Source organism: Mycobacterium sp., from assembly GCF_049683935.1.
Taxonomy (GTDB): Bacteria; Actinomycetota; Actinomycetes; order Mycobacteriales; family Mycobacteriaceae; genus Mycobacterium.
The window spans coordinates 34,141-46,820 of the sequence record NZ_JBAUJR010000194.1 but is presented as its reverse complement, the minus strand read 5'-3'; the positions used below and the strand labels follow the sequence as shown (position 1 = coordinate 46,820).

The 12,680-nt window shown below is 66.8% G+C and carries 10 protein-coding genes and 1 pseudogene; 6 read left to right on the top strand and 5 right to left on the bottom strand.

The features are described 5' to 3' along the window. Nucleotides 1-402 (top strand): annotated as a pseudogene (locus WA965_RS11030) (O-succinylbenzoate-CoA synthase); the annotation flags it as partial. An 81-nt stretch (nt 403-483) separates the two neighbouring features. Here the strand turns inward: WA965_RS11030 and aceA are convergent. From aceA to tenA, 5 genes are all read right to left on the bottom strand, one after another. Then, a complete protein-coding gene (aceA, locus tag WA965_RS11025) occupies nt 484-2,772 on the bottom strand; it encodes an isocitrate lyase ICL2 (protein ID WP_526294194.1) in 2,289 nt (762 codons plus the stop codon). A gap of 60 nt (nt 2,773-2,832) precedes the next feature. Further along, the gene (gene upp, locus WA965_RS11020; protein ID WP_526294193.1) at nt 2,833-3,477 is read right to left on the bottom strand and encodes a uracil phosphoribosyltransferase; all 645 of its coding nucleotides are present in this window, start codon (nt 3,475-3,477) and stop codon (nt 2,833-2,835) included. Between the two features lie 18 nt (nt 3,478-3,495). Next, nucleotides 3,496-4,758, bottom strand: a complete 1,263-nt coding sequence (locus tag WA965_RS11015) for a DUF1688 family protein (RefSeq protein ID WP_526294192.1) — start codon at nt 4,756-4,758, stop codon at nt 3,496-3,498. Beyond that, complete coding sequence (locus WA965_RS11010; RefSeq protein WP_526294191.1) at nt 4,755-6,029, bottom strand: GTP cyclohydrolase II; 1,275 nt, start codon at nt 6,027-6,029, stop codon at nt 4,755-4,757. Before WA965_RS11010 ends, WA965_RS11015 begins: the two co-directional genes overlap by 4 nt. A gap of 103 nt (nt 6,030-6,132) precedes the next feature. Next, the gene (tenA, locus tag WA965_RS11005; protein ID WP_526294190.1) at nt 6,133-6,852 is read right to left on the bottom strand and encodes a thiaminase II; all 720 of its coding nucleotides are present in this window, start codon (nt 6,850-6,852) and stop codon (nt 6,133-6,135) included. 79 nt (nt 6,853-6,931) lie between these two features. Between tenA and WA965_RS11000 the strand changes: the two genes are divergently transcribed. The 5 genes from WA965_RS11000 (at nt 6,932) to WA965_RS10980 (ending at nt 12,680) form a co-directional block, all read left to right on the top strand. After that, on the top strand, nt 6,932-7,633 hold the full coding sequence (locus WA965_RS11000) for a DUF899 domain-containing protein (RefSeq protein WP_526294189.1): 702 nt from the start codon (nt 6,932-6,934) through the stop codon (nt 7,631-7,633). A gap of 50 nt (nt 7,634-7,683) precedes the next feature. Then, nucleotides 7,684-8,181: a thiol peroxidase gene (gene tpx, locus WA965_RS10995; RefSeq protein WP_526294188.1), complete on the top strand. Its 498-nt coding sequence runs from the start codon at nt 7,684-7,686 to the stop codon at nt 8,179-8,181. A 198-nt stretch (nt 8,182-8,379) separates the two neighbouring features. Next, on the top strand, nt 8,380-8,979 hold the full coding sequence (gene ripD / locus WA965_RS10990) for an NlpC/P60 family peptidoglycan-binding protein RipD (RefSeq protein ID WP_526294187.1): 600 nt from the start codon (nt 8,380-8,382) through the stop codon (nt 8,977-8,979). 426 nt (nt 8,980-9,405) lie between these two features. After that, nucleotides 9,406-10,716 (top strand): PE-PPE domain-containing protein, encoded by a 1,311-nt coding sequence (locus WA965_RS10985; RefSeq protein WP_526294186.1) that lies wholly within the window; start codon nt 9,406-9,408, stop codon nt 10,714-10,716. A gap of 128 nt (nt 10,717-10,844) precedes the next feature. Further along, complete coding sequence (locus tag WA965_RS10980; RefSeq protein ID WP_526294185.1) at nt 10,845-12,680, top strand: fatty acyl-AMP ligase; 1,836 nt, start codon at nt 10,845-10,847, stop codon at nt 12,678-12,680.

Genomic DNA, 12,680 nt, shown 5'->3' with positions numbered 1-12,680 from the left:
CTGCTGACCGAGGCCGGACGACATGCCGGAGCCGCCGACATCGCCGTGCTGCGGTGTGGGCCACTCGGGGGAGTCCGCCGCGCGATGCGCCGCGCGGAGGCGCTCGGGTTGCCGTGCGTGGTGAACCTGACCGGGCAGACGAGCATCGGCCAGGCCGGCGACGTCGCACTTGCGGCGGTGCTGCCTGACCTGCCATTCGCCTGCGGGCCGGCCGACAGGCCCCTGGTCGATGGCGACATCGTCGCCGAAGCCCGTTCCCTGATCCCGATCGACGGTCACCTGCCTGCGGCACCCATGCCTGCGGGACCCGATCACGCTCAACTCGAACGGTTCACCGTGACCGATCACGACACGGTCGACCGGTGGCGCGGTCTGCTCCGCCGCACCGCCGAACTCCTCTGACCCCACGTCCGCCGAAACTGTATTCCAGGCGGCCAAAAGACGAATATCGGCGCGTGGAATACAGTTTCGGCGAGTTTTGAGCTAGTCCTGCTTGCTGATCAAGCGGGTCAGGGCCTCCCGGTCGGGTGCGAGCAGCTCCTCGATCCGCGCCTTGTTCACGTCGGCGACGATGATCTCGCCCACCTCCTGGTAGACGTCGCTGAAGATCCCGTGGGACTTCATCTTCTCGGTTTGGTAGATGTTGTCCTCGGTGGGCGTGACGTAGTAGACGATCTCGGCCTTGAACCGATGGATCAGCCAGAGATGGATCACGTCCATCAGTCGCTTCTGGCGCAGGTGCTCGGCGAAGGTGTTCTGGTCGCGCACGGTCAAGATGCTGCGCCCGTGCCGGTCCTTGATCGGGTCGACGACGACGTTGGCCAACGGGTCGGCGCCGTCACCGTAGATCCCCAGGTCGAGCACATCGGAGCCGGCGCGCCTGGGCCGCAGCTGCACACTGAGCTTCTCGGGAAGCTTGTTGTGCTCGCTCCACAGTGCCAGCCATTCCTCCAGCAGCTTCTTGGGCACCTCGGTCTGCACCAGGTGCTGATGCTGGGTCGAACCCTTGCCCATCGATTTGGTCGTCGCCGTCCGGCCGGACGACGCAGCCAGCGCGGCGTCGCTGCGCGGCCCTCCGACGAGGGTTTGTGGTGTGCGATAGGGCGATTCGACCAGTCGCATCTTGCGCTGGAGCCGCGCCAACGCCAGCATGCCCTCCTGGCGGAGCGAGGTCGCGAACTCCTCGGAGGCGACCCCGTCGACCTGATGGCCGCCGTAGGTGATGAAGTTGAAGACGAACCCCATCTTGCCGAGTTCCTCGGGGAACGCCCGCATCTCCTCGTCGGTCATGCCGGTGGTGTCCCAGTTGAACGACGGCGACAGGTTGTAGGCGAGCATCTGGTCGGGGTAGACGGCGTGGACCGCGTCGGCGAACTGCTTGGCGTCGGCCAGGTCGGCGGTCTTGGTCTCCATCCAGAGGATGTCGGCGAACGGGGCTGCCGCCAGCGACTTGGCGATCGCGTACGGGATTCCGCCGCGCACCTGGTAGTAGCCCTCGGGCGTCTTGACCCGCTCACAGTCCCAGGCGACGTCGGCCCCCAACGCCCTGGCCTTGTCCCGGGCCGAATTCAGCGGTGCCCGTTCGGCGAACTCGCGCCACTCCGCGACGCTCATGTCCGACGGCTCGCCTTCACGGTCGCGGAACTCCAGAAGCTCGGCCACCGCGTCGCCGTAGGTGTTGAGACCGGCCTCCTCCTGCCAGGCGTCGACGAAGCGCGACTCCACGGTGTCGAAGGCGGCGTCGACGGACGGCTCGGTGCCGTCCTGCCAGCCGGCAGCGGTCTCGTCGATCACTGTCAGCAGGCCGACCCGCTCGAGCCATGCCTCCGCTGTCGCGTACTCCGCGTCGGGCAGTGCGTAGAGCAGATGACCGTTCAACTCGGTCAGGCCCTGGTCGTAGAAGCGCCGCATCATCGCCAGGAAGCACGACTTGTAGGGCGGGATCTTCAGATTGGTGGCGCCCAGCAGGAACGGCTGGTCCCGCTCGTCGGCGCGGCTGTCGATCAGGTTCGCCGCCTCGGCGTCGGTGCGTGCGACGATGATCCCCGGCACACGCATGATGTCCAGCTGGAACCGGGCGGTGTTGAGCCGCTTGATCTGTTCGTCCGACGGCACCAGCACCTTGCCGCCCTGATGGCCGCACTTCTTCGTTCCCGGCCGCTGGTCCTCGATGTGGTAGCCCGGCACTCCCGCCTCGACGAAGCGGCGGATCAGGTTGCGCACGTGCGGATCACCACCGTGGCCGGTGTCGGCGTCGGCGATGATGAAGGGCCGGTAGTCGTAGGCGGGCGTCGTCTTGCGTTGGTCGTCGGTCATCCGCAACCTCAGGTACTGCTGATTGCGGTCTGCGGTCAATAGCGCCCGGACCAGGCCGGCAGCCTCCTCCGGCACCTGGCTCAGCGGATAGCTCGCGAGGTCGGGTCCGGGATCCTCGCTGATGGAGCCCTTGGCGGAGGTGGCCCAGCCGCCGAGATAGATGCCCTCGATGCCCATCCGTTTCATCGCCACGGCCTGGCCGGGGGAGTAGGGGCCGAAGGTGGTGATGCTCTTGCCCTGCTCGTAGAGCCGACGCAGGTGCGGATAGAACGCCGTGGCAGCCTCTCGGGCTACCGCGTAGTCGGAGGGGATCGTGCCGCGCTGCTCGGCGACCTGCCGGGCGGTGAAGAGACGGATGATCCCCTCGAAACGGGGACTGTCGAAATAGCTCTGCGTTTCGGCGACATCCCGCTCGAACGGCGTCTGCGGTTGGAGGTCAGCTTCGATGATGGCCATAACTCACAGTACGGCGCATGCCACCGCGGTGGGAGCCACTTCGGGTTGGTTGGGTGGGTGCTATTTGGTGCCGAAGATGCGGTCGCCTGCGTCGCCGAGCCCCGGCAGGATATAGCCGTGCTCATCGAGTTGCCGGTCGATCGCGGCAGTGTAGATCGGCACGGTGGGGTGGGCGTCCGCCATCGCGGCGATACCTTCGGGACAGGTCAGTAGGCAGACGAACTTGATCGACTTCGGGTCGTGCTCGCGCAGTCGGTCCACCGCAGCCACCGCCGAGTGGCCGGTGGCCAGCATCGGATCGACGACGACAACGTCGCGTTCGTGCAGTTCGCCGGGCATCTTGAAGTAATATTCCACCGCAACAAGGGTTTTCGGGTCCCGGTAGAGACCGATATGACCCACGCGGGCCGATGGGACCACCTCGAGCATGCCGTCCAGAATCCCGGTCCCCGCCCGCAGGATCGACACGAACACCAGCTTCTTGCCGTCGATCATCCGGCCGGTGGTGCGCTCCATCGGAGTCTCGATCTCGACCTCGTGCGTGGCGATCTCGCGCAACACCTCGTAGGCCATCAGGACCGACACCTCCTGCACCAGCCGACGAAAGCTGTTGGTGGAAATGTCCTTTCGGCGCAGCAGGGTGATCTTGTGCTGGATCAAGGGGTGCTCGACAAGATGCACCCCGCCCGCGCTGATGCTGCTCATGTAGCCTCCTGGCCCCTTTCAGAAAACCGTGCCGTCGCTGGCGATGACCAGCGGCGGAAGACCGTCACGCAGGCGTTGCGCCATCGCACGGCCCGCTGCCCAGGTGCCGCCCTCGAGCACGCAGGCCAGCGGCATCTGAGCGGCGGTCAACCCCAAGCGGGAACGCACCAGCGGCGCCAGTTCGTCGAGCAGCGCCACCGTCAGTGCCCGCCACTCGACGACGAGTTCATCGGCGGGAGTCCAGGTGCGCATGGCATATCCGTGCTCCCGCAACCGGAGCACCCCGGTGTCCAGCAGCAGCCCGCCGTTGCGGTACTCGGGCAGTCCGGTCAGGGCATCCACTCCGGTCACCGTCACCCCGGCCCAGCTGAACGGCTCGATCAGCGAGTAGGTCAGCCACTGCGACAGTTTGTGCAGCGGCAGCCATCCGGCTGTCAGGCCGGGACCTGTCACCGCGTCGTGGCGCCAGCAGTCGCCCAGCGCCTCAGCACCGATGGTGTTGTCCGACAGCCAGATCGGCGACAGGGAGGTGAGCAGGTGCATCAGGATGTCACCGGCATCGACTTCATCGCCCGCTTTGGCGAGCGCGTCGAAGAGCCCGCCGGGTCTGCCCTGAGCGCCGAACACGTCAGGATGGGCGGCCAGCGCGTCACCGAGGCGGCGCACCAGCTGCACTCGGCCGGACAGACCGACCAGCGGATTGTCCGGCCTCACCTGGAGCATCCGGGCCAGGCGGTCCTCGGTCATCGCACGCAGTCCGGCCGCGTCGACCCTCAGCGGCTGCGCCGGATCGCTGGAGAACACCCCGGTGACGAACCCGTGCCAGCTCGCGACGGCCAGGCCCTCCGACCGGGTGAACCGACATGTGGTGTCGCCCCGGTGCTCGGCAAAGCTCCAGTCGGCTCCGGCGCCGGCGTCGAGGAGCACACTGATCACCGCCACATCGATCATGGCCCGCGCCCGTTCGTGGCGACCGGACGAGTCGAGCAGACGATCGAGTTCGGCACGACGGTCCACTCCGCCGGCCTCGAAATGACGCCACCGGCTGTGGTAGGGGATCACCAGGTCCGGGTAGCGGGTGGAGGTGACGGAGGTGACCTCGTCGGCAGCAGAGCGCAACGCGTCGTCGTGCACCGTGAACCAGCGTGATTCACCCGCACGGGCCCGGTCGAGTAGTTGCGCAGACCGGGTGCGCACCGCATCGGTGGTGCGCAGCATCGCGGCGGCATCGGCCGGCAGCGTCGCGCGCAGATCGGAGTCCGCACCGCTGCGCGCGTTCATGCGTCCAGGCCCCTGCCCTTGACCTTCCTGAGTTCGGTGGCGTCGGGTGCCGCCCCGGGGGTGTAGTAGCCGGCCGCCGTCTTCGCGTCGATCTCGACCTGGGCGTCGGCGGGGATGAGCGCATCGGGGATCGACACCCGCTCACCGACCGCGATGCCGGACCCGGTGATCGCGTCGTACTTCATGTTGCTCATCGACACCAACCGGTCGATCTTGCTGATGCCGAGCCAGTGCAGGACGTCGGGCATGAGTTCCTGGAACCGCATGTCCTGCACGCCCGCAACACATTCGGTGCGGGCGAAGTACTGGTCGGCGGTGTCGCCGCCGACCTGGCGTTTGCGTGCGTTGTAGACCAGGAACTTCGTCACCTCGCCGAGTGCGCGCCCCTCTTTGCGCGAATAGGCGACCAGGCCGACCCCGCCGCGCTGCGCCCCCAGGATGCACTCTTCGATCGCGTGGGTGAGATAGGGCCGGCAGGTGCAGATGTCAGATCCGAACACGTCCGAACCGTTGCACTCGTCGTGCACCCGGGCTGTCAGTTCCACGGCCGGATCGGCAAGGCCACGGGGGTCGCCGAAGATATAGATGGTCTGGCCGCCGATGGGCGGCAGGAACACCTCGAGATCCGACCGAGTCACCAACTCCGGGTACATGCCGCCGGTCTCTTCGAAAAGCGCTCGCCGCAGCTCGGTTTCACTGCAGCCGAAGCGCCGCGCCACACCGGGTAGATGCCACACCGGTTCGATCGCGGCCTTGGTCACCTGCGCTGCCCCGGTCGGGAGCAGTACCCGTTCGTCCGGGATGAGGCGCCCCTTGAGGATCGCCTCCCCGATCTCGGGCAGGATCACCTGCGCCTTGGTGACCGCGATCGTGGGACGGATGTCGAGTCCGGCGGCGAGTTCGTCGGCGAAGACCTCGGCCACCATCGCGCCCCACGGATCCAGGCTGACGATCGACGCGGCGTCGCCCCATTGCGGGTGGGGGCCGACGATATCCGTGGGCGAGGTGTTGGTCAGATCCGCACGGTGGTCACGCGACAGCGACCCCGCCGCGACGGCCAATGCGCGGTAGACGCCGTAGGCGCCGCTGTGGGTTCCGATGACATTTCGATGGGCCCGGGTGGCCGTGGTTCCGACGACGGGACCACGCAGCGCCGCCGTGGGAGCACCCCAGACGATGGCCGGGGCGCCGGCGCCACCGCTGTGCGAGGTCAGCCGGATGTGCCCGCCCGCGGACTTCGGGGGAGGCGGTGCGGCAGCATCGGCGGGCATTACTTTCCTCGGCCTCCTCGGCGTCGTCTGCGCGGTCGTGAGGAAAGCCGCCAGCATAGCCACTGGGGACGAACGGCGCCCGCCGTCCGGCCGTATCCCAGGTTCATACCGGCCAGGCTTCTCGCCGGTGGGCCGCGTCGAAGAACATCCACTCGTAGCGCGACGTCGTGACGAAGTGCGCGCGCGCACCCGACTCGTCCACCGGAGTGAGGCCCGGGCCGGTCCGATCGGCCAGGCCGAGGACCTCGGTGACGGTCGCGGCGAACTCCTCGCCTCCGTAGCTGTCGATCCAGCGCTGATAGCGGGCGTCGGTCGAGCCCCGCTCCATCAGTTCGGCTCCGACCTCTGCGTAGATCCAGTAGCAGGGGAGCACCGCGGCCAACCCGTCCGCGAAGCTGCCGCTGTAGACGGTGGCCAGCAGATAGCTGTTGTAGGCCTGGGTGGTGGGAGACACCGGAGCCGCGTCGACGGCGTCCTGGCTCAGCCCGAGCGCGGGCAGCAGCTCACCGTGCAGCGCCAGTTCCACGTCGAAGACCTCGGCGGCGTGCCGGGCGAACACCGCCGTATCGGCCAGCGTGGGCGCCTTCGCCGCCACCACCGCAAGTGCGCGAGCGTAGGCACGCAGGTAGTGGACGTCCTGCGCGACATAGTGCGCGAAGGCCTCGGGATCGAGGCTGCCGTCGGTGAGCCCCGTGACGAACGGGTGTGCCGTGATCGACGTGAAGATCGGACCGATCTCCGTCCACAGGCGGGTGGACCACGAATCAGGGTCAGCCGGGCCGATCCTCGGCGATGCGTTGTTGGTCTGGGTCATGACGATCATCCTGTCAGCGATGAGTAAACGGCTCGCCGTTGGTCAATACCGATGACCACACCGACCGACCTGCCGGAGAGTGACTTCCATGACCGAGACCAATGCCCTGCCGCCCGTGGCGGATGTCCAGACCTGGCGCGAGGAACTCGACAAGCTACGGGAGCGGGAGAAGGCCGCCACCCGCGAACTCGACTCGATCGCCGCGCAACGGCGCCGGCTGCCGATGGTCGAGATGCCGGACTACACGTTGATCGGGGCGGACGGGCCGATCCGATTCGCCGACATCTTCGGCGGGCGCTCGCAGCTCATCGTCTACAACCACATGTGGAGTGACGGTGCCGAGTGGCAGTGCGGAGGGTGCACCGGCTACACCTCACAATTCACCCGGCTCGACTTCCTCGGCAGCTACGACGCGCGGTTCGTGATCGTGACCGCGGGACCGATCGACGAGGCGCTGGCCTACCGTGAGAGGGTCGGCAACACGATGGACTGGTACTCGTCGTCGGACAGTCCGTTCGCCTCCGATGTCGACGCGGCGCCCGGCACCGGGTTCGCGGTCAATGTGTTTCTGCGCGACGGTGACACCGTGTACCGGACCTGGCATACCAACGGCCGAGGGACCGAGCAGCTCAGCCATACGTTTCCGCTCATCGACGTGCTCCCGTACGGCCGGCAGGAGGAATGGCAGGATTCACCTGAGGGTTGGCCGAAGCGGCCGACCTATTCGGGCTGGCTGGATTCGCCCGATATCGCGAAGATGTACGGCAGACCCGCACCGTCGACCGCCTGAGGTCCACACCCAGACGCGACACCGCGGAGGGCGCTTGGCAGACTGGTCGCATGGCACAGATAATCCTGCGGGGAAATGCGATCAACACCATCGGCGAACTGCCCGCTGTCGGATCGCCGGCGCCCGGCTTCACCCTCACCGGCACCGATCTCGGCGAAGTCAAGGCCGACAGCTTCGCCAACAAGCCGTTGCTGCTCAACATCTTCCCATCGGTGGACACCCCGGTCTGTTCTGCCAGCGTCCGCACTTTCAACGAACGCGCGGCCGCGGACGGAGTGTCAGTGCTGTGCGTGTCCAAGGATCTGCCGTTCGCGCAGAAGCGGTTCTGCGGCGCCGAGGACATCGAGAACGTGGAGATCGCCTCGGCGTTCCGCGCCGGCTTCGGTGAGGACTACGGGGTCACCATCACCGACGGTCCGATGGCCGGGCTGCTGGCCCGCGCGGTTGTGGTGATCGGTGCGGACGGCGCCGTGACGTACACGGAGTTGGTGCCCGAAATCGGGCAGGAGCCCGATTATGACGCAGCCCTGGCGGCGCTCAAGGCGTGAGCCGGCACACACCTTAAACGGCGGCACGCCGCCGTAGATCACCGTTCGATTCCAGTCCTGCATCGCCTTGCTCTGCCGTGCTGCGATGACGTCAATTCGCCCTGACACGTGGTGTAGAAGTGGTCATAGTGACTGTTGTGAATCACTGACAGTCCGGCGCCACAGGGGTGCCGGCATCGGGAAAGCGGTGGAAGTGCCATGCGACGCGTTCTGGTCCTCGTAATCGGTTTTGCCCTTTTGGTGGCGACGCCTGGCCTCGCGACCGCTGACCCGCGCTCGGCCACCAACCAGAAGGCCGTGGACCTGGTGATCGCGCGGGCGCTCTCGCAGCGCGGCGTCCCGTTCGCCTACGGCGGTGGTGGCGCCTCGGGGCCGAGCAAGGGCACCGTCTCTGTGCCCGAACCTGATCAGGCGGCAACCGATGCCGGGGCTCTCGACCTGGCGCCCGGACTGAACCTGCCCACCGTCACGCCGGGTCTCGGCGTCCCGGCACCCGCCCCCGAGCCACGACGGATCGAGGCAGTGGGCTTTGATGCGTCCGGACTCATGGTTTACGCCTACGCCGGCGCCGGGGTGAAGCTGCCGAGATCCTCGGGCGAGCAGTACAAGGTCGGCCAGAAGGTCATGCCGAACCTCGCGTTACCGGGCGACCTTCTGTTCTACGGCCCCGAGGGAACTCAGAGCGTCGCGCTCTTCATCGGCAATGGCCAGATGGTCGAGACCACCGACTCGGGGGTGGCCGTCTCGCCGGTCCGCACCAAGGACATGACTCCGTATCTGGTGCGCATCATCGCGTGAACCAGGCCGGGCCGGTCGCCCGGGATGTGGTCAAACATGTTGACCAGCAGCTACTTTGACGCTCACCCGGCGGCCCGCTGAAGTCCGCGTGCCATCAACTGCGGGGTGCAGCAAAGCTCAGGCAGATAAATGCCGGGCGGCTCGATGCACCCATCAGCAAACCAATTCCTTGCGTTCGCCCGGGATACCTCACCTGCGAGCCGAGTTCACCGGCCATCGTCGGATGTGCCCACCCAGTTTCGGCCGTCCGGATACCCGACACCGCAGAAGGTCGATGGTGTCTGGAACTGAGATTGGGCCGTCCTGACCGTGCCGATATCTGAATCATCCTCTCCGATTGCGGACTTGACAGGTGTCGCTTAATCTCTGGTTGCCCCTACAGCCAGCTGCCCAGCACTACTGGGCGACAACCGACAAGGACCATACGTGCGCGGAATTCTCGCCGCTGCCGGAGCCGCATCGATCACGGCGGCGTGTGCGATCACCGCGCCGAACGTCATGTTGACAGCAAATGTCCTCACGGTTACTGGTTACACGGCCGGTGGCACACTCCACTTCGACATGAGCGAGATGTTCCAGGGCGCCTACTGCTCTGAATCCTCGGGTAACACCTGCACACCGGTCCGCTACCTGTCGGGATTGCCGGTCGTCGGGGAGGCCGACGGTCTGCGTGCTCTCACCTCGGCGATCAGGACGGCGCAGGCCCCGACCACCGTGGTCGGCTTCTCCCAGGGGGCACTCATCTCCAGTGCATGGTTGGAGGACAACGCCGGAAAGGCCGGCGCTCCCGCCACGGAGGATCTGTCCTTCGTTCTCGTCGCCAATCCGCTGCGCAAGTACGGCGGCGTGCGCCCGGTGTACGACCTCGGCGACCCGACACCGGAGACCGACTACTCCGTGCTCGACATCGCCATCGAATACGACGGCGCGGCAGATTTCCCGGATGACCCGTTCAACCTTCTCGCATTGGCCAATGCGTTCGCCGGCTTCCAGTACGTCCACATCTCCCGGTACGACGACGTCGACCTCGAGAACGCCGAGAAACTGGTCTGGCAGGACGGCAACACGACCTACGTCCTGATCCGGAGCCAGAACATCCCACTACTGGAGCCCCTGCGGATCCTCGGTCTCAATGAGCTCGCCGACAGGCTCAACGATCCTCTCAAGGCGATCATCGATTCCGCCTACGATCGGGACTATCCCGGCTTGATCGACCCGGAGTCGCATGACGATGTGCTGCAACAGTTCTCCGTGCAGGACGACGCCGAGGACGACACAGACACCCCGATCTTCACGTCATTGATGGCCGAACGCGGCGCACAGTCGGACGACGCAACCGACGACGACGTCAGCACTGCGGGGATCGACGCGCCGCCGGCTGACACCGCGATCGATACCAGCACCGACACCGATCCGGACGACCGCTCGATCGCCGATCTCGAGGACGATCCGTCGGCAGATGACGACTCGAACGACGACACTGCCGACGATGTCGACGAGGACGACGATGTCGCCGAGGACACGGACGAGGACGCCGACCTCGCCGAGGAAGAGGACGCCGCCGAGGACCTCCACGAGAGCGAGGACACGGACGATTCGCGAACCGATGAACGATCCTCCAACGGCGACGAGCCCGCCCGCTCGGCCGCCGATGCCTCGGATTCGGACAGCGGCGATCCTGATTCGTCGGACTCGGACTCGGAGTCGGAGTCGGAGTCGGAGTCGTCTGCCGACTAACCGCTGGCGAGTCGCGCATGGAATGCACTGCGACACAATGTTTTTGTGCTGTGGCGGATTACGGAGCATCCCGATGAGTGCGGAGCATCACGACCGGCGAACTGCCGGCGACGCCTAGACTGCGGGGCATGAGTCGCAGCGGCCCGCGGAGCACCGCAATCGGTGACGGACTGCTGCAGATCGACGACTGCCTGGATGCCGACGGCGGCATCGTGCTGCCACCCGGCGTGAACCTGGTCTCCCTCATCGACCGCAACATCGCCAACGTCGGGGAGTCGATCGCGTACCGCTATCTGGATTTCACCGGACCCGAAGGCGGCCGCGCCCTCGAGATGACATGGAACGAGCTCGGCGTCCGGATGCGCGCGATCGCGGCGCGGATCCAACGCGTGGCCGGACGTGGAGACCGGGTCGCGATCCTGGCACCCCAGGGTCTCGACTACGTCGCCGCCTTCTTCGCCGCGATCAAGGCCGGCGCCATCGCGGTGCCGTTGTTCGCGCCGGAGTTGCCAGGTCACGCAGAGCGCCTCGACACCGCGCTGCACGACGCGCGACCCACCGCTGTGCTGACCACCTCCGCCGCACGAGGCGGCATCGACGACTTCCTGGGCGCCAGGGTTGCCGCGACAATGCGCCCGGATGTCATCGTGATCGACGACGTCCCCGACTCCGCTGCAGGGCAATACGTGCCGGCCGCGGTCAACGTTGATGATGTCTCCCACCTTCAGTACACCGGCGGGGCGACACGTGCGCCGGTAGGCGTCGAGATCACTCACCGCGCGGTGGGCACAAATCTCTTGCAGATGATCCTGTCGATCGACCTGCTCGACCGGAACACCCACGGCGTCAGCTGGTTACCGCTGTATCACGACATGGGTTTGTCGATGATCGGTTTCCCCGCGGTGTACGGCGGTCATTCCACCCTGATGTCACCAACGGCGTTCGTGCGGCGGCCGCTGCGCTGGATCGAGGCGTTGTCGGCGGGTTCGCGTATCGGCCGGGTCGTGACCGCCGCGCCGAACTTCGCCTACGAGTGGACGGTTCAGCGCGGCCTACCCGCTGAGGGATCGGGGATCGACCTGAAGAACGTCGTGATGATCGTGGGTTCTGAGCCTGTCAGCATCGACGTGATCAGGATGTTCAACGACGCGTTCGCACCGTTCGGTCTGCCTCGCACGGCGTTCAAGCCGTCCTACGGGCTGGCGGAGGCGACCTTGTTCGTGTCGACGATCGAGCCCGCCGCCGAGGCGACGGTGGTGCACCTCGATCGTGAACGGCTCGCGGCCGGCCACGCCGTTGCGGTCGACTCCGATCACCCGCGGGCCGTGGCCCAGGTGTCGTGCGGCGCCATCGCCCGGAGCCAGTGGGCCGTGATCGTCGATCCGCAGACCGCCGTCGAGCTTCCCGATGGCCGGGTCGGCGAGATCTGGTTACAGGGAGCAAACGTCGGCCGAGGCTACTGGGGCAGACCGGCGGACACCGACCGCACCTTCGGCGCTCACCTCAACTCGACCTTGGCAACGGGTAGCCACGCGGCGGGCGCTCGATCGGCCGGCACATGGTTGCGCACCGGAGATCTCGGCTGCTACCTGGACGGTGAGCTCTTCGTCACGGGTCGCATCGCCGACGTGCTGACCGTGGCGGGGCTCAGCCACTACCCACAGGACATCGAGACCAGCGCTGCCGAGGCCTCGCCGATGATCCGGCGTGGTTATGCCGCGGCGTTCACGGTGCCGGGGGATACCGGTGACAGGGTCGTGGTGGTCGCCGAACGCGCCGCTGGAACCGCACGTATCGACCGGGCATCGGCGGTCGACTCGATCAAGGCCGCGGTGTTGCGCCGCCACGGAGTGCCGGTCAGCGACGTGCGGATCGTCCCTGCGGGTTCGATCCCACGGACCACCAGCGGCAAGCTGGCCCGACGTGCCTGCCGCAGCGACTATCTCGGCGGCACGTTCGACTGA

Excerpts from the sequence above, each read along its gene's own strand:
- aceA (WP_526294194.1), bottom strand. The coding sequence starts at position 2,772 with ATGGCCATCATCGAAGCTGACCTCCAACCGCAGACGCCGTTCGAGCGG.
- upp (WP_526294193.1), bottom strand. The coding sequence starts at position 3,477 with ATGAGCAGCATCAGCGCGGGCGGGGTGCATCTTGTCGAGCACCCCTTG.
- WA965_RS11015 (WP_526294192.1), bottom strand. The coding sequence starts at position 4,758 with ATGAACGCGCGCAGCGGTGCGGACTCCGATCTGCGCGCGACGCTGCCG.
- WA965_RS11010 (WP_526294191.1), bottom strand. The coding sequence starts at position 6,029 with ATGCCCGCCGATGCTGCCGCACCGCCTCCCCCGAAGTCCGCGGGCGGG.
- tenA (WP_526294190.1), bottom strand. The coding sequence starts at position 6,852 with ATGATCGTCATGACCCAGACCAACAACGCATCGCCGAGGATCGGCCCG.
- WA965_RS11000 (WP_526294189.1), top strand. The coding sequence starts at position 6,932 with ATGACCGAGACCAATGCCCTGCCGCCCGTGGCGGATGTCCAGACCTGG.
- tpx (WP_526294188.1), top strand. The coding sequence starts at position 7,684 with ATGGCACAGATAATCCTGCGGGGAAATGCGATCAACACCATCGGCGAA.
- ripD (WP_526294187.1), top strand. The coding sequence starts at position 8,380 with ATGCGACGCGTTCTGGTCCTCGTAATCGGTTTTGCCCTTTTGGTGGCG.
- WA965_RS10980 (WP_526294185.1), top strand. The coding sequence starts at position 10,845 with ATGAGTCGCAGCGGCCCGCGGAGCACCGCAATCGGTGACGGACTGCTG.